The organism is Streptomyces wuyuanensis (assembly GCF_900103455.1).
In the GTDB taxonomy this organism is placed as follows: domain Bacteria; phylum Actinomycetota; class Actinomycetes; order Streptomycetales; family Streptomycetaceae; genus Streptomyces; species Streptomyces wuyuanensis.
Map to the genome: position 1 here is coordinate 188,506 of NZ_FNHI01000008.1, position 14,571 is coordinate 203,076.

At 73.8% G+C, this 14,571-nt stretch carries 16 protein-coding genes; 8 read left to right on the top strand and 8 right to left on the bottom strand.

Features of this window, described 5'->3' with window-relative positions; translation table 11 throughout:
• Positions 1–115: 115 nt before the first annotated feature.
• A complete protein-coding gene (locus BLT82_RS14285) occupies positions 116–1,447 on the top strand; it encodes a geranylgeranyl reductase family protein (RefSeq protein WP_244291960.1) in 1,332 nt (443 codons plus the stop codon).
• A gap of 107 nt (positions 1,448–1,554) precedes the next feature.
• On the opposite strand, the gene BLT82_RS14290 is transcribed toward BLT82_RS14285, so the two are convergent.
• The gene (locus BLT82_RS14290; protein ID WP_093654775.1) at positions 1,555–2,010 is read right to left on the bottom strand and encodes a nitroreductase family deazaflavin-dependent oxidoreductase; all 456 of its coding nucleotides are present in this window, start codon (positions 2,008–2,010) and stop codon (positions 1,555–1,557) included.
• Positions 2,011–2,163: 153 nt separating this feature from the next.
• Between BLT82_RS14290 and BLT82_RS14295 the strand changes: the two genes are divergently transcribed.
• From BLT82_RS14295 to BLT82_RS14305, 3 genes are all read left to right on the top strand, one after another.
• Positions 2,164–2,967 (top strand): TetR/AcrR family transcriptional regulator, encoded by an 804-nt coding sequence (locus tag BLT82_RS14295; protein WP_093654614.1) that lies wholly within the window; start codon positions 2,164–2,166, stop codon positions 2,965–2,967.
• Between the two features lie 116 nt (positions 2,968–3,083).
• On the top strand, positions 3,084–4,331 hold the full coding sequence (locus tag BLT82_RS14300; RefSeq protein WP_093654616.1) for a sensor histidine kinase: 1,248 nt from the start codon (positions 3,084–3,086) through the stop codon (positions 4,329–4,331).
• A complete protein-coding gene (locus BLT82_RS14305; RefSeq protein ID WP_093654618.1) occupies positions 4,328–4,993 on the top strand; it encodes a response regulator in 666 nt (221 codons plus the stop codon). Before BLT82_RS14300 ends, BLT82_RS14305 begins: the two co-directional genes overlap by 4 nt.
• 25 nt (positions 4,994–5,018) lie before the next feature.
• Here the strand turns inward: BLT82_RS14305 and BLT82_RS14310 are convergent, their stop codons facing one another.
• Both BLT82_RS14310 and BLT82_RS14315 read right to left on the bottom strand, forming a co-directional pair.
• Positions 5,019–5,297 carry a DUF6332 family protein gene (locus BLT82_RS14310; protein WP_093654620.1) on the bottom strand — a complete coding sequence of 93 codons (279 nt, stop codon included), beginning with the start codon at positions 5,295–5,297 and terminating at the stop codon, positions 5,019–5,021.
• Between the two features lie 91 nt (positions 5,298–5,388).
• The gene (locus BLT82_RS14315; protein WP_093654622.1) at positions 5,389–6,897 is read right to left on the bottom strand and encodes an MFS transporter; all 1,509 of its coding nucleotides are present in this window, start codon (positions 6,895–6,897) and stop codon (positions 5,389–5,391) included.
• Between the two features lie 89 nt (positions 6,898–6,986).
• Between BLT82_RS14315 and BLT82_RS14320 the strand changes: the two genes are divergently transcribed.
• The gene (locus BLT82_RS14320) at positions 6,987–7,391 is read left to right on the top strand and encodes a MarR family winged helix-turn-helix transcriptional regulator (protein WP_093654624.1); all 405 of its coding nucleotides are present in this window, start codon (positions 6,987–6,989) and stop codon (positions 7,389–7,391) included.
• A 57-nt stretch (positions 7,392–7,448) separates the two neighbouring features.
• Here BLT82_RS14320 and BLT82_RS14325 read toward each other — a convergent pair whose 3' ends face one another.
• From BLT82_RS14325 to BLT82_RS14340, 4 genes are all read right to left on the bottom strand, one after another.
• A complete protein-coding gene (locus BLT82_RS14325; protein ID WP_093654777.1) occupies positions 7,449–8,189 on the bottom strand; it encodes a maleylpyruvate isomerase family mycothiol-dependent enzyme in 741 nt (246 codons plus the stop codon).
• Between the two features lie 123 nt (positions 8,190–8,312).
• Entirely contained in the window at positions 8,313–8,675 is a 363-nt protein-coding gene (locus BLT82_RS14330) for an SCO4225 family membrane protein (RefSeq protein ID WP_093654626.1), read from the bottom strand.
• A 243-nt stretch (positions 8,676–8,918) separates the two neighbouring features.
• The gene (locus BLT82_RS14335) at positions 8,919–9,317 is read right to left on the bottom strand and encodes a TraR/DksA family transcriptional regulator (protein WP_093654628.1); all 399 of its coding nucleotides are present in this window, start codon (positions 9,315–9,317) and stop codon (positions 8,919–8,921) included.
• A gap of 301 nt (positions 9,318–9,618) precedes the next feature.
• Positions 9,619–10,908 carry an MFS transporter gene (locus tag BLT82_RS14340; RefSeq protein WP_093654630.1) on the bottom strand — a complete coding sequence of 430 codons (1,290 nt, stop codon included), beginning with the start codon at positions 10,906–10,908 and terminating at the stop codon, positions 9,619–9,621.
• Between the two features lie 221 nt (positions 10,909–11,129).
• Between BLT82_RS14340 and BLT82_RS14345 the strand changes: the two genes are divergently transcribed.
• The 3 genes from BLT82_RS14345 (at position 11,130) to BLT82_RS14355 (ending at position 13,930) form a co-directional block, all read left to right on the top strand.
• A complete protein-coding gene (locus BLT82_RS14345) occupies positions 11,130–12,356 on the top strand; it encodes an ROK family protein (protein ID WP_093654632.1) in 1,227 nt (408 codons plus the stop codon).
• A 93-nt stretch (positions 12,357–12,449) separates the two neighbouring features.
• Positions 12,450–13,283 (top strand): SAM-dependent methyltransferase, encoded by an 834-nt coding sequence (locus BLT82_RS14350; RefSeq protein ID WP_404204050.1) that lies wholly within the window; start codon positions 12,450–12,452, stop codon positions 13,281–13,283.
• 365 nt (positions 13,284–13,648) lie between these two features.
• Positions 13,649–13,930, top strand: coding sequence for an SHOCT domain-containing protein (locus BLT82_RS14355; RefSeq protein ID WP_093654636.1), 282 nt, complete (start codon positions 13,649–13,651; stop codon positions 13,928–13,930).
• A gap of 69 nt (positions 13,931–13,999) precedes the next feature.
• Here the strand turns inward: BLT82_RS14355 and BLT82_RS14360 are convergent, their stop codons facing one another.
• A complete protein-coding gene (locus BLT82_RS14360; RefSeq protein ID WP_093654638.1) occupies positions 14,000–14,521 on the bottom strand; it encodes an ATP-binding protein in 522 nt (173 codons plus the stop codon).
• Positions 14,522–14,571 lie beyond the last annotated feature (50 nt).

Consider the following 14,571-nt stretch of genomic DNA (forward strand, 5'->3'; position numbering starts at 1 on the left):
GTTGTGTGTAGTGCGAAGGTACGGCGATCCTCCCACAGCGGGACGGGCGGGGGTCGCGCCGTAGGATGCCGTGGAGACCTTGGGCCGAGCGTCGGATCAGGAGCAGAAGCACATCGTGAGCAGCGAGAACGCAGATGCCGTCAACGGGCGGGACGAGCCGGTGTGGGATGTCGTCGTGGTCGGCGCGGGGCCCGCGGGAGCGTCGGCGGCCTACGCGGCCGCGGTGACCGGCCGCCGGGTGCTCCTCCTGGAGAAGGCCGAGCTGCCTCGTTACAAGACCTGCGGCGGCGGGATTATCGGTCCCTCGCGGGACGCGCTGCCGCCCGGTTTCGAACTTCCCCTGAAGGACCGGGTGCACGCGGTCACGTTCTCGATGAACGGGAGACTGGCCCGGACCCGGCGCTCGCGGCGGATGCTGTTCGGGCTCATCAACCGGCCGGAGTTCGACGCGGCGCTGGTGCAGCACGCGGAGAAGGCCGGTGCCGTGCTGCGCACCGGGGTCACCGTGTCCCGGGTCGAGCAGCACGGATCCGCCGTGCCCGACCGCCGCACGGTAGCGGTCGTGCTCGCCGACGGGGAGACCGTGCTCGCCCGCGCCGTGGTCGGGGCCGACGGCAGCGCCGGCCGCATAGGAGCCCACGTCGGCGTGAAGACGGACCAGGTGGACCTGGGCCTGGAGGCCGAGATCCCGGTGCCCGCGACGGTCGCGGAGGACTGGGCGGGCCGGGTCCTCATCGACTGGGGCCCGATGCCGGGGAGTTACGGCTGGGTGTTCCCCAAGGGCGACGTGCTCACCGTCGGGGTGATCTCCGCCCGCGGTGAGGGTGCCGCCACCAAGCGCTATCTCGAGGACTTCATCGCCCGGCTGGGACTGGCCGGATTCGAACCGGCCGTCTCGTCCGGGCATCTGACCCGCTGCCGCAGCGACGACTCGCCGCTGTCGCGTGGACGGGTGCTGGTCTGCGGCGACGCGGCGGGCCTGCTGGAGCCGTGGACCCGGGAGGGCATCTCCTTCGCGCTGCGCTCGGGCCGGCTGGCCGGGGAGTGGGCGGTGCGGATCGCGGAGGCGAACGACGCCGTCGACGCCCGCCGCCAGGCGCTCAACTACGCCTTCGCCATCAAGGCGGGGCTCGGCGTGGAGATGGGGGTCGGTCGGCGGATGCTCTCGGTGTTCGAGCGGCGCCCGGGCCTCCTGCATGCCGTGATCACGGGATTCCGTCCGGCCTGGAAGGCGTTCTCCGACATCACGCGCGGGGCCACGACGCTGGCGGGCATCGTGCGCTCGCACGGGATGGCCCGGCGCGCCCTCGAGGCGATGGACCGCACCCGCCCCGCCCCGGCGGCGCGGGGCGACGCCGCGGATGCCGCGAGCGGACAGGACGGGACGGGCGGACCGGACGGGGCGAGCGGGCAAGACGGGACGGACGGCGCGCGCGCCACGTCCTGATCACCGCCGGTGGGCCGATCGCCGTGCGGTGGTGATCATCGTGCGGTGGTGGTCCTCGTACGTCCCCGCTCGATCACCTCTCGCCCCGGCTCACCCCACCACCGTGATCACTGCACCATCGCGATCCGGAACACCGGATGGTCGGCGGCGGCCGCCAGGATCTCCTCGTCGGAGGACTTGGCGGTCACGCCCTTGAAGTACTGGTTGACCTCCCAGCCCCAGCGCTTCAGATAAGCGCGCAGGATCGGGAGCTTCTCGGCGTCGCCCATGACCTCGGTGGCGGTGAACGTGCGGATCCTGCGGCCGACGCGGAGCTCCCCGCCGCCCGCCGCGCGCATGTTGCGGACCCATTGGGAGTGGCCGCGGGCCGAGACCAGGTACTGCTCGCCGCCGTGGCTGTGCGGATTGACCGGGATGCGCTGCATCCGGCCGCTCTTGCGCCCCCGAACGGACAGTTCGGCGGACCCCAGCAGGCTCACGCCGTGACGTGCCAGCCGGCCGACGAGGTCGTTGAAGCGCCGGGCAACCGGTCCGGCCTTGATGTAGTGCGGCGACGACGACATGACGGCGACCTCCATCGACGGGATCCCGGACCGCCACCGGGCCGGGGAGAGCACTGCTCTCTCTTGTGAGCAGTGTGCACCACGCGGATGTCCGGTGCAAGAGCAGTGCTCTCGTTGTTGGTCGGTGCTCCGAAACATGGAACACTGCTCCGCATGAACAGCGAGCACCGCACCGCCCGGTCCGCCGACAGCACCGGTCCCGCCGTCCGCGGGGCCCGGGAGCGGGCGCGCAGCGAGATCACCGCGGCCATCAAGGACGAGGCGCGCAGACAGCTCGCCGCCGCCGGCGCCGCCAAACTCTCCCTGCGAGCCGTCGCCCGGGAACTCGGCATGGTCTCCTCGGCGCTGTACCGCTACTTCCCCAGCCGGGACGAACTGCTCACCGCGCTGATCGTGGACGCGTACGACTCCGTGGGCGCCGCTGCGGAGACGGCCGCCCGCACCGGCGGGGATCCGCTCGCCCGCTGGGGGGCGGTCTGCGCCGCCGTTCGCGCCTGGGCCCTCGAGCACCCCCATGAGTACGCCCTGATCTACGGCTCGCCCGTGCCCGGTTACGCCGCCCCCCAGGTCACCGTCGAGCCGGCCTCCCGGGTCGGCCTCGCCCTCGTCGGCGTCGCTCGCGACGCTCTCGACGGACCGGGCGCCGCACCGCCCGGACTCCCCGACGGGCTGCGCCCCGAGGCCGAGCGGATGGCAGCGGACCTCGCCCCCGGGCTGCCGCCGGAGCTCGTCGCCTCGCTGGTCGCCGCCTGGTCGCAGCTCTTCGGGCTGATCTCCTTCGAGGTGTTCGGGCAGTTCCACCGGGTCGTCGAGGACAGGGATGCGTTCTTCGCGCACGCCGCGGATCGGCTCGGCCGGGAGGCGGGGATCCTCCCGTCCGCGGTCGGCTCCGGCTCCGTCGCGGGTTCCGGCCGGCCCGTCACCGGTTCCGGCCGGCCCGTCGCGGGCTCCGGCTGACCCGCGGCCGGGACCGGCCGCTCCGTGCGGCCCCGCGGAGTACTCCGCCGGGAGTACGCGTGATCACCGCCCACGGCTGACGCCCCCGCGCGGCGGCCGGGTCTAGCGTGACGGGTATGGACGAGCAGCGCTCCCGCCCCGACGGCGGCCCGCCCTGGAGACACGGCCCGCCGTGGGCGCACGGGGGCGCGCCGTGGTGGCGCCGTCGGCCAGGCTCCCGGGACGGGACGGGGCTGCCGTGGCGGTCCAGCCTGGTCCTGGCCGTGATCGTGTCGGCCGGGACGGGTTTCGCGGCCCGGAACCAGCCCGACCGCGAGTCCCTCGACGTCCTCGGCCGGCTGCTCCTGCTCGCGGGGCCCGCGGTCCTGCTCGTCCGCCGCAGGCACCCGGTCGCCGCCCTCTACGCGGTCGTCGTCGTCACCCTGGTCTATCTGGGCGCCGGATACCCGTACGGACCGGTCTTCCTCACCGTCGCCGTGGCCGTGTTCTCGGCCGTCGTCGCGGGACACCGCCGCCCGGCATGGGGAGCCGTCGGGCTCCTCTGGGCGGGTCATCTCCTCATCGCGCACTGGCTGTTCGCGTATCTGCCGCCGGCCGGCGACCGGGCGGCGGCCTGGGGCCAGGAGCTGGTGGGGGCCGCCTGGATCGCGGCGGTCCTCGCGGCCGCCGAGGCGGTACGCGTACGCCGGGAGCAGTGGGCACGCGAACACGCCGAACGGCAGGCCGCGGAGAAGCGCCGGGTGGACGAGGAACGGCTGCGCATCGCCCGCGAACTCCACGACGTCCTCGCCCACTCCATCTCCGTCATCAACGTCCAGGCTGGGGTCGGGCTCGCTCTGCTCGACTCCGACCCGGAACAGGCCCGTACTGCCCTCACCACCATCAAGGCGGCCAGCAAGGAGGCGCTCGGCGAGGTGAGGCAGGTCCTCGACACGCTCCGGGCGCCGGGCGAGGCACCCCGCGCACCCGCCCCCGGACTCGGCCGGCTGCCCGAACTCGTCGAGCAGGCCGCAGGGGCGGGGCTCAGGGTGGAGGTCGTGACGGAGGGCAAGGAGACCGCCCTCGTGCCCGGCGCCGACCTCGCGGCCTTCCGCATCGTGCAGGAGGCGCTCACGAACGTCGTACGGCACTCCGGCTCCCGCACGGCCCGGGTCGGGATCGCGTACGCGCCCGGCCGTCTCGCCCTCACCGTCGAGGACGAGGGTCCCGCCACGGGAGGAGACCACGGGGGAAGCGGGCGGGGGCTCGTCGGGATGCGGGAACGGGCCGCGGCACTGGGTGGCACGATCGAGGCGGGTCCCCGTGCGGGCGGAGGCTTCCGCGTGCACGCCGAGCTGCCGATCGAGCCGAAGGAGACGCCGTGATCCGGGTGGTGCTCGCCGACGACCAGGCGCTCGTACGCGCCGGCTTCCGGGCGCTGCTCGACGCCCAGCCGGACATCGAGGTCGCCGGGGAGGCGGCGGACGGCGAGGAGGCTCTGGAGAGGGTCGCCGCGCTCCGTCCCGACGTGGTCCTGATGGACATCCGCATGCCGCTGCTCGACGGGCTCGCAGCCACCCGCCGCATCACCGGCGACGCGGGGCTCGACGGGGTCAGGGTGGTCATGCTGACCACCTTCGAGCTGGACGAGTACGTCTTCGAGGCGATCCGCTCCGGCGCCTCCGGGTTCCTCGTGAAGGACACCGAGCCGGAGGAACTGCTGCGCGCGGTGCGGGCGGTGGTGGAAGGAGACGCGCTGCTGTCGCCGGGCGTCACGCGGCGGCTCATCGCCGAGTTCGCCGCCCGCTCCAAGGAACCCGCAGGAGCCGAAGCCCTCGCGGACCTCACCGAACGGGAACGGGAGGTGATGGCCCTCGTCGGCATCGGGCTGTCCAACGAGGAGATCGCCCGCCGGCTCGTCGTCAGCCCGCTCACGGCCAAGACACACGTCAGCCGGACGATGGTCAAACTGGGTGCCCGGGATCGCGCCCAACTCGTCGTCCTCGCCTACGAGTCGGGGCTCGTCCGGCCCGGCTGGCTTGGCTGATCGGGCGGCACGGGCCGACCGGGGGTCACTGTTCGGACCGGCCGGGCCGATCCGGGCGGTCGCGCCGGTCCGCCTCGCGCGAGAACCGCCGCAGCACCGTGACCACGCGCAGCGGGAAGACCAGTGCCGCCACGGACGTGGCGGCGAGCAGCAGCCCGCGCTCGACGGCGTACGGCATGGCGAACATCAGCTTCGGTCCCGCGATCGCCCCGAAGACCACCGCCGCCGCGAAGGCCGCGCTGAAGAGCGCGTAACCGATCTCGACGGTCATCTCGTCCCGCTCCGCCTGTGTACGTTCCCCCATGCCGCGAGTGTCACAGGGCGGCGGTGCGCGGGCAATCCCCCGCACCCGCCGCCCTGTTCGTGTCGCTCCGCGGTCGTCGACGGGCCTGGTGTCAGTCCCGGGCGCCTACGGGTTCCGTCGCGGCCGGGAGGGTCGCGTCCCGCAGGTCCGGGTCCTCGCCGGACCGCGCGACCACGACGGTCCGCCGCTCGGCGCGCCGGCGGCGCAGCCCGGTGAGCGTGACCAGCAGACCCGCCGCCGCGATCACGGTGACCACCACGAGGCCGGGCCGGAAGCTGTCCAGTACGTCCTGCGGAGTGCCGCCCGTCCCGCCGCCGGCGGTGATCACCGCCGTGACGACGGCGAGGAAGACCGCCCCGCCGACCTGGATCGAGGTGTTCAGCAGCCCCGAGACCATGCCCTGCTCGTGGTCCTCGACGCCGTTGGTGGCCTGGATGTTGAGCGAGGGGAAGACCAGGGCGCACGCCGCGCCCAGCAGCAGCATCGAGGGGAGGACCACCGCGGCGTAGCGTGGCACGAGGTCGATCCGGAGGAACAGCGCGTAGCCGAGCACCAGGAGCGTGAACCCGGTCGCGATCACCCGGGGTGTGCCGAAGCGGTCGACGAGCCCGCCGATCTTCGTGGAGGAGAGCGCCACCAGCGCGCCGGCGGGCAGGAAGGCCAGTGCCGTCTGCAGCGCCGACCAGCCGAGCAGCGACTGCATGTACTGGGTGACGAGGAACTGGAAGCCGACGTAGGAGCCGAAGAAGAACGCGGCGCCGAGATTGGCCCGGATCTGACTGCCCGAACGCAGCACGCCCAGCCGGATCAGCGGGTGGGGGCTCCGCCGTTCGATCCCGGCGAAGAGCGTGAGCAGCCCCGCCGCGGCCAGGAAGGACAGCAGCGTACGGGCCGAGGTCCAGCCCGCCTCGGGTGCCTGGACGACGGTGAAGACCAGCAGCAGCATCGCGGCGGTCCCGGTGACGGCGCCCGGTACGTCGTAGCCCTTGCCGGAGTCCTCCCTGCGGCTGTGCGGGATCAGCCGCATGCCCGCGAGCAGCGCCATCAGGGCGATCGGAGCGGGCAGCAGCATCGTCAGCCGCCAACTCACCTCGGTCAGCAGGCCGGACAGCACCAGGCCCATGGAGAAGCCGGTGGCCGCGCAGGTGGTGTAGATGGCGAGGGCCCGGTTGCGCTGCGGGCCCTCCTTGAAGGTCGTGGTGATGATGGACAGTCCGGCGGGCGCGGTGAACGCGGCGCTCAGGCCCTTGACGAACCGGCTGGCGATGAGCAGCGGTCCGGAGTCCACCAGCCCGCCGAGCAGCGAGGCCAGCGCGAACACGGCGAGCGCGATCAGGAATACCCTGCGCCGGCCCAGCAGGTCGGCCGCGCGGCCGCCGAGCAGCAGCAGTCCGCCGTAGCCGAGGATGTAGCCGCTGACGATCCATTGGAGCGTCGCGGTGGACAGGCCCAGGTCGGTGGCGATGGACGGCAGGGCGACGCCCACCATCGAGACGTCGAGGGCGTCGAGGAACATCGCGGCGCAGAGCACGAGGAGAGTGCCCCACAGCCGGGGGGTCCAGCGCTCCCGTGACGTGGGGACGTCGGTCTGAGAGGTCATGGAAGGCGACACTACATGCACGTGCATTGAATGCAAGCGCATTTAATTCCGTTGCAATGAAGTGGCCGGCTTCTGCTAACGTGCGGGCCATGGCCGCGAAGAAGTCCGAGCGTGCGCTCGTGAACGAATGGCGTGATGTACTCGCGCTGCACGCGCGGACGATGTGCGAGCTCGACCGTGAACTCCACCGGCACGGACTCGGCGCCAGCGACTTCGAGGTCCTGGACGTGCTCGCCGAAGGGGCCGCCGAGGACGGGGGCTGTTCGTACCGGGTGCAGGAGCTCGCCTCCCGCGTGCATCTCAGCCAGAGCGCGCTGTCCCGGCTGATCGCCCGGCTGGAGAAGGAAGGCCTGGTGTCCCGCGGGATGTGCAGCGAGGACCGGCGCGGAGTTCGGGTGGTGCTCACCGACAAGGGCCGCGAGCGCCATGCCGAGGTGCAGCCGCTCCAGCGGGCCGTGCTGTCCCGGATGCTGACGGACCGGGCGGCCCACTGAGGGCGACCACCCGGGGGCCGAGGATCCCGCGGTCCGGTGCCCAGGGGCCGCAGGGCCTCAGCTCCAGGTGATCGCGGAATTCTCCCGCCAGAGCCGTGCGAGTTCCCCGTCGCCGTCCAGCGTCACGTCCGTGACCGGAAGCCGGTTCCACAGCACGAGGTGGAGCCTCCCCGCGGGACCGCTCAGCTCGCAGTCCGCCGGTCCCTCCGCCGAGCGGTAGGTGCGCGGCGCTTCGGCCGACAGCCTTACCGTCCAGACGTCGCCCGTGTCCGTGGTCCGTACCCGCAGGACTCTCGGCACCCCGGTCCTCACCCGGCTCCGGCGGCGGCCGTGGAACGCGCGGAGCAACTCGTCGATGCCGTCGGCGGCCGGCCGCTGCGGTACCGGACCCGGCTCGCCGAGCGCCGACTCGGCGTCCGCACGGTGCACGGCCGTCTCATGGGCCTGGCGGCGCGCCCAGAAGGCGAGTGGTGAAGGCGCCGGCAGAAAGGTCCAGCAGTCCAGATCGGCCGGGGCCTCGGAGAGCGCCCGCACAAGCAGACCGTGTCCCTCGCGGAACCACTCCAGCAGCGCCTTTCCGTCCAGGTCCGGCTCACCGGCGTCCGGGCGGTACTCCGTGTACCCCTCGGTCACGAACGCCGTCGCCCAGCGGTGCACCGTGCCGGTGTGCCTCAGCAGGTCCCTGATCCGCCACCCGGGACAGGTCGGCACGGCCGCGTCCGGCCCCGCCGCCTCGGCGGCACCGGCGAGCGAGCGGCCCTCCGCACGCAGGTGCTCGATCAGCTCGCCCGTCTCCATGGTGGCCATTGTGCCCGCGGCACCGGACCGGCGGGATGCGTTGGGGAGTTCGGCCTGGTTACGGCGGTCCGGGACGCGGGAGTCCGGGACAGGGCGGGAGTCGGGGAGAGCGGGACGTGTACCTCAGGCGCCGTGGGGCCGGGGCGAGTGGCGCTCGGCCCGCAGCAGGCGCACGAACAGACCGAGCGCGACCGCCTGCACGAGTACCGAGACCACCAGCGAGGGGTAGAGGAACCAGGCGGAGCCGGCCGTGGCGTCGCCCAGCAGCGAGCCCGCGATCATGAAGACGAAGATGGCCGGTGCGGCGAGCAGGAACAGCCAGACCCCGGCGAGCGAGGCGTCCGCCTGGTGCACGAACAGGCTGTCGACGGCGACGAAGAGGGCCGTGGCGGCGACGACGCCGAGATAGGCGAGCGATGCGGGACTGACGACGGCCGACCGGACGAGGCCCGGCAGGCGCCGTGCGTTGCTGAACCGGATTGTCATGGCGGATGCCCCCTGAGGTCGATGCGTCCATGGTGCGCGCGACAGGCGGCGCTGTGCCTGAGTACGGGTACTCAGGGAGTCCGTACTCAACCCGAGCCGCTACTCAGCCCTCAGCGCGGCGGGGTTGGGCCGGGGCCTGACGGGAGACGGGCGTACGGGATCCCCGCGAACGCGGCGTGGTCCGGCTGCACCGGCGGGCATCCCCCCTCCAGGGGCCGGCGCGTCGGTGTCAGGGGGTACGGGTCAGGGGCGGCGTCGGCGCGGGGCCGCGGCGCAGCGAACGCAGGTGGTCGCCGCCGGACGTGCTTCCAGCCGCTCGGCCGGTATCGGCTCGCCGCACTTCTCGCACCGTCCGTACGCGCCCCGCTCCAGGCGTTCCAGCGCCCGATCCAGATCGGCCATGTGGTCGCGCGCCTGGGCGAGCAGCGCGGCGACGTGCGCACGCTCGAAGGCCGTGCTCGATCCCTCGGGGTCGTGTTCGTCGTCCACCGCCACCAGGGCGTTCGCCTCGACGATTCCCTCGTACTCGCGGCTCAGGGCCGCGATCAGCTCGCGCGTGCCCGTACGGTCGGCCGCGAGCCGCTCGCGGGCGGCCTGCCGCTCGGCCGAGAGGGGCGATTCCTCGGGAGAGAGCTGACTCATCGCCTTCTCAACGCCCCCACGCCGTGTGCCATTCCGGACGAGCGGGTCGGTGCGGCGGTCGTGCGCGCTCGGCGTCGCGGCCGACGCACGCCGCGAGTGCACGCGCCGGCGTGTTCGGAGCGCGAGCCTTCCGAGCCGCCGGGGCGCATGCCCGGTGGCGTCGTGATCGCCTGGGCGCGCGCTGGGCCGGGTCGGGCCGGGGCGGTTCGCCCCGGCCCGCGCACGGACGCGTCAGCGAGGCTGGGCCCGTCCCGCCATCGGCTGCCGTCAGCGGGCCGGCCCGTCCCGCCACCCGCTGCCGTCAGCGAGGTCCGGTCGGGCATGCCTCCCGGCGGGCAGGCGCAGTGGCGGCCGGCGATCTCCGGTCCTCGCCCCGCGCCTCCGGGGCCGGCCCGGCCGGGGCCCGGCGGGCGGCGTAGCCGATCACCGCGGCCACGGCGGCGAGCGCGGCCACCGTCGTCAGGGCCACCGGCAGCGAGAACCAGTCGGCGAGGAAGCCGATGGCCGGGGGGCCGAGCAGCATGCCGCCGTAGCCCAGCGTGGAGGCCGTGGCCACACCGCTGGGTCCGGCGAGTGCCCCCGCACGCGCCACCGCCACGGGGAAGATGTTCGCCAGTCCGAGCCCGGTCACGGCGAAGCCCAGCAGGGCGAGCCAGACCGTCGGCGCCAGGGAACCGAGCAGCATGCCGACGGCGGCGGTCGCCCCGCCCGCGACCAGCGTCCGGGTCTGGCCGAGCCGTTCCAGGAGCGTCGTGCCGGTGAGCCGTCCCGCGGTCATCGCCAGGGCGAACAGCGAGTACCCGGCGGCCGCGATGCCCGCGTGGGCGCCGAGGTCCTGCTCCAGATGGAGCGCTCCCCAGTCGGCCAGGGCTCCTTCGCCGTACGCGGTGCACAGGGCGATGACGCCGAACACGGCGACGAGCCGGCGCGTACGGCGGTCGGGGCGCGGGGCCCGTTCGTCCCGTGCGCCGGAGGAGGCGGCCCGGACCCTGCTCGAGGGCACCGAGGGCGAGGGGTACCGCAGCAGTACCGGTCCGGCCACGGCGGTGACGGCGAGGCCGGTCACGGTGAGGACGAGCAGGTGTGCGGCGGGGGAGAGGCCCGCGGCCACCAGCCCGCCGAGGCCGGCGCCGATCATGCCGCCCAGGCTGAAGGCCGCGTGGAAGCTGGGCATGACGGGCCGTCGCAGCGCGGCGACCAGGTCGACGGCGGCGCTGTTCATGGCCACGTTGATCCCGCCGTAGGCGGCGCCGAACACCAGCAGCACCAGGCCCAGGGCGAGTGTGGAGTGCGTCTGCGCGGGCAGCGCGATGCCGAGGGAGAGCAGGACCGCGGCCGCGACGGTCATCGGATGGCTTCCGAAGCGCCTGCACAGGCGCCCGGTGAGCGTCATCGTCACCACGGCCCCGGCGGAGACGCCGAGGAGGGCGAGGCCCAGATCGCTCGCCGAGGCTCCGGTCTGCTCCTTGATGGCGGGGATGCGGACGACCCAGCCCGCGAAGAGGAAGCCGTCGAGGCCGAAGAAGACGGTGAGGGCGGTCCGGAGCCGGGTGAGGGAATGGGTGGAGGAGGGTTTGTTTAGTAGCGGCACAAAATCAGCATAGGGGCCGTCGCCGCTCCCGCACAACACGGCCGACCGCCCGCGCCCGCCGTCCGAAGCGGCGTTCCCGGGCCGGGCCGTGCGCGGGGCCCGGGTGCACGCAGCCCGCGCCCGGCCGTACCGGGAACAGCCCCGCACCGCCGTCCCGCCGCCCCCGTGCGGGCGCCCCCCGAAGCGTCCCCCGGCCTGCGGGATCATGGGAGACTTCGCCCATGAACGGCAAGGCGACGAGCACCCGGACGCGGCTGGAGAGAGGCCGCAGCGCCCTGGGCCCCGCACTGGAACTGGTCCACACGGGCCGTGCCCCCACCCGGGCCGTGCTGACCGCCGAGTTGGGCGTGACCAGGGCCACGGCCGGTGCGGTCGCCGCCGAACTCGAGGCGCTCGGCCTGATCCGGGTGGACTCCCGTCCCGGGGCGGCCGCCGGCTCCCAGGGCCGTCCGTCCCACCGCCTCGCCGTGGACGAGAGCGGCCCCGTCGCCCTCGCGGCCCAGGTGCACGCCGACGGGTTCCGAGCCGCACTGGTCGGACTCGGCGGCACGATCGTGGCGACCGCGCCCGGCTGCGTCACGGTTTCCGCCGACCCGGCGCAGGTGCTCGGCGAAGTCGTGGAGGCGGGCGCCGAACTGCTGGAGGAGTCCGGCCGCCGCTGCGTCGGCGCCGGGCTCGCCGTGCCCTCCGCCGTCGCCGAGCCGGAGGGCACCGCCCTCAATCCGCTGCACCTCGCCTGGCCGGCGGGCGCTCCCGTCCGCGACATCTTCGCCGATCGCGTACGAGCGGCCGGCATCACGGGACCCGCCTTCACCGGCAACGACGTGAACCTCGCGGCCCTCGCCGAGCACCGGCACGGTGCGGGCCGCGGAGCCCAGCACCTCCTCTGTGTCGCCACCGGCCACCGTGGCGTCGGCGGCGCGCTCGTCCTCGACGGCAGACTGCACACCGGAAGTTCCGGTCTCGCCCTGGAGGTGGGCCACCTCACCGTCAACCCCGAAGGACGCGCCTGCCACTGCGGCAGCCGCGGCTGCCTCGACGTGGAGGCCGACCCGCTCGCGTTCCTCACGGCGGCCGGCCGTGACCCGGGCCCCGAGGTCTCCCTGCTCCAGCAGGCCAGGGACCTGCTGCGCAAGGAGTACGACGACCCGACGGTGCGGGCGGCGGGCGAGGAGATCGTCGACCGACTGGGCCTCGGGCTCGCGGGGCTCGTCAACATCCTCAACCCGGACCGCATCATCCTCGGCGGTCTCCACCGGGAACTGCTCGACGCCGATCCCGAGCGGCTGCGGGCCGTGGTCGCCGACCGCAGCCTGTGGGGCCGCAGCGGCAGTGTGCCCATCCTGCCGTGCACCCTCGACCACAACAGCCTGGTGGGCGCGGCGGAACTGGCCTGGCAGCCGGTGCTCGACGATCCGCTGAGCGTGCTGGCGCAGCGCGTCTCCTGAGCCCCCAGCGACGACCGGCCGCCTCCGCCGATGCGCTGCCGGAGCGCGGGAATTCGGATGCGTCCGAGGGGCGGTGGCCGTACGGTCCACGGCATGGCCGACACCGATCTCCCGCCCCGCCTGACCCGACTCACCTTCCACGGGCCGCTCTCCGAGGAGCGCGCAGCCCGGCTCGTCGCACGTCTCGCCGGCCGGGAGCCGGCCACCGTGCTCGACATCGGCTGCGGCTGGGGCGAGTTGATGCTGCGGCTGCTGGAGGCGTCGCCCGGTGCCAAGGGCGTGGGCATCGACCTGAACGGGGAGGATCTGGCCCGCGGACGCCGCAACGCGGTCGGGCGAGGGCTCCTGGAACGCGTCCGGTTCCTCGAGGAGTCGGCCACCGGCACTCCGCACGGGCCGGCCGACGTCGTGCTGTGCGTGGGCTCCGGCCAGGCGCTGCTCGACCCCGATGGCACCGCCGCGGGCGGCGGTGCCGAGGACCGCGGCCCGGCCGCCGGTGGCGAGGCCGGTACGTCCGGGACGCTTTCGGCGACCACCGAGGCGCTCCGCGCGCTGCGTTCACTCGTCACCCCCGGCGGGCGCGTGCTCTTCGGCGAGGGCTTCTGGCAGCGCGTTCCCACGCCGGAGGAACTGGCCGCGATGTGGCCGGACGCGCGAGCCGACGACCACCTTCTGCTGGCCGACGTCGCCGAGGCCGCCACCGCGGCCGGGTTCCGTGTCGAGGCGATCGAGACCGCGAGTGAATCGGAGTGGGAGGACTTCGAGTCGGGCTATCTGGCCGACGTCGAGGAATGGCTCGCCACCCATGAGGGGCACCCCCTCGCCGACAGCACCCGCGAGCGGGTGGACCGTCACCGGGCGAGCTGGCTGCGCGGCTACCGGAGCGTGCTCGGACTCGCCTACCTCACACTGATCCCGGTCGTCTGATCCGCCGGCTCGATCACGGCCGCCTGATTCGAGGCTCGGCCGTACGGCCGGTCCCGGTCGCCCCGCCCTTGGGCCGGCCTCGGTCACCTGTTCCCGGTCGACCGGTCCTTCCCCCGGTTCGCTTCGCCCTCGGCCCGGTGCTCCCCGGGCCGTCGGACGCCTCCGTCCGTTCGCTCCCGCGGCCGGCCTCGGAGTCGCAGCCGTTCGGTCGGGCCGAGCGCGGAGTTCATCCGCGACCGCACGTACTCGTACTCCCGGCGCGGTACCCGCACTGCCGCCGGCCGTACGACGACCCGGACGCCCTTGCGGGGTGACGCTCGTATGGCACGGGACATCACCACCGGAACACGAGGAGCCGACCGGAAATGAACTCGCTCACCCACGACGGGCCCGGCCCGTGGATCCTGCTCTTCCCGCTCGTCTGGGCGGCCGTGATCCTGGGCGGCATCACGCTGCTGAGGCGCACCGCCCGGCGCGGCCGTTCCGGGCCGTGGGGCCGGCCGCACGCGACGGACGGGGAGCCGTCGCCGATCGCGCTGCTCGGGCGGCGGTTCGCCGCCGGTGAGATCGACGAGGACGAGTACTGGCGCCGGCTGTCGGTGCTGGACGAGCAGTTCGGGCCGCATGCGAAGGGCGGCCCGGCCTGACGCCCGCACCGCGAGCGGCCGTCCCGGAGTCCGGGACGGCCGCTCGGGGCCTGGCCGATGACGTGTTGTTCAGGTCGCCACGGCCGCCCGCACCGGGGCACGCTCCCGCGGCTCGGCCTCGACGACGGGGAAGGGGGTGGCGGCCGTACCGAAGACCGCGGTGACCGCGTACGGCGACGGTGCCGCCGGGGCCGGGAGGGTCGTGGGGAGCGTGAACCAGACGACCTTTCCCGCGTCGCCCTTGGGCAGCACTCCCCAGCTCTCGCTCACGGCCTCGATCAGCGCGAGACCACGGCCGGTGGTCTCGAGCGGTCCCGCGGATCCGAGCGTCGGTATCCGGGGGTCGTGGTCGTGCACCCGTACGGTGAGCCGGTCGAAGAGCAGCTCCATCTCCACGGTGCACAGCTTGTCGGGCTGTGCGTGCCGGTGGACGTTGGTCAGGAGCTCGGTGACGCCGAGAGCCGCCTGGTCGATCAAGCGATCGAGCTGCCAGTAGCGCAATTGCGCCGACACGATTCTGCGGACCTGACCGATCCGCGACGGGAGAGCCTGGAGCTCCACCGTGCAATGCCTGCTTGCCTCGCTGATCACGGCTGCGACTCCCCGAAATAGGTCCGGAAGAAGACGAAGGATCGGATCCA

Bases quoted from the DNA above. Each gene is read 5' to 3' on its own strand.
- BLT82_RS14290 (WP_093654775.1), bottom strand. From the start codon at position 2,010: ATGTCGTCGTCGCCGCACTACATCAAGGCCGGACCGGTTGCCCGGCGC.
- BLT82_RS14295 (WP_093654614.1), top strand. From the start codon at position 2,164: ATGAACAGCGAGCACCGCACCGCCCGGTCCGCCGACAGCACCGGTCCC.
- BLT82_RS14300 (WP_093654616.1), top strand. From the start codon at position 3,084: ATGGACGAGCAGCGCTCCCGCCCCGACGGCGGCCCGCCCTGGAGACAC.
- BLT82_RS14310 (WP_093654620.1), bottom strand. From the start codon at position 5,297: ATGGGGGAACGTACACAGGCGGAGCGGGACGAGATGACCGTCGAGATC.
- BLT82_RS14315 (WP_093654622.1), bottom strand. From the start codon at position 6,897: ATGACCTCTCAGACCGACGTCCCCACGTCACGGGAGCGCTGGACCCCC.
- BLT82_RS14320 (WP_093654624.1), top strand. From the start codon at position 6,987: ATGGCCGCGAAGAAGTCCGAGCGTGCGCTCGTGAACGAATGGCGTGAT.
- BLT82_RS14325 (WP_093654777.1), bottom strand. From the start codon at position 8,189: ATGGAGACGGGCGAGCTGATCGAGCACCTGCGTGCGGAGGGCCGCTCG.
- BLT82_RS14330 (WP_093654626.1), bottom strand. From the start codon at position 8,675: ATGACAATCCGGTTCAGCAACGCACGGCGCCTGCCGGGCCTCGTCCGG.
- BLT82_RS14335 (WP_093654628.1), bottom strand. From the start codon at position 9,317: ATGAGTCAGCTCTCTCCCGAGGAATCGCCCCTCTCGGCCGAGCGGCAG.
- BLT82_RS14345 (WP_093654632.1), top strand. From the start codon at position 11,130: ATGAACGGCAAGGCGACGAGCACCCGGACGCGGCTGGAGAGAGGCCGC.
- BLT82_RS14350 (WP_404204050.1), top strand. From the start codon at position 12,450: ATGGCCGACACCGATCTCCCGCCCCGCCTGACCCGACTCACCTTCCAC.
- BLT82_RS14355 (WP_093654636.1), top strand. From the start codon at position 13,649: ATGAACTCGCTCACCCACGACGGGCCCGGCCCGTGGATCCTGCTCTTC.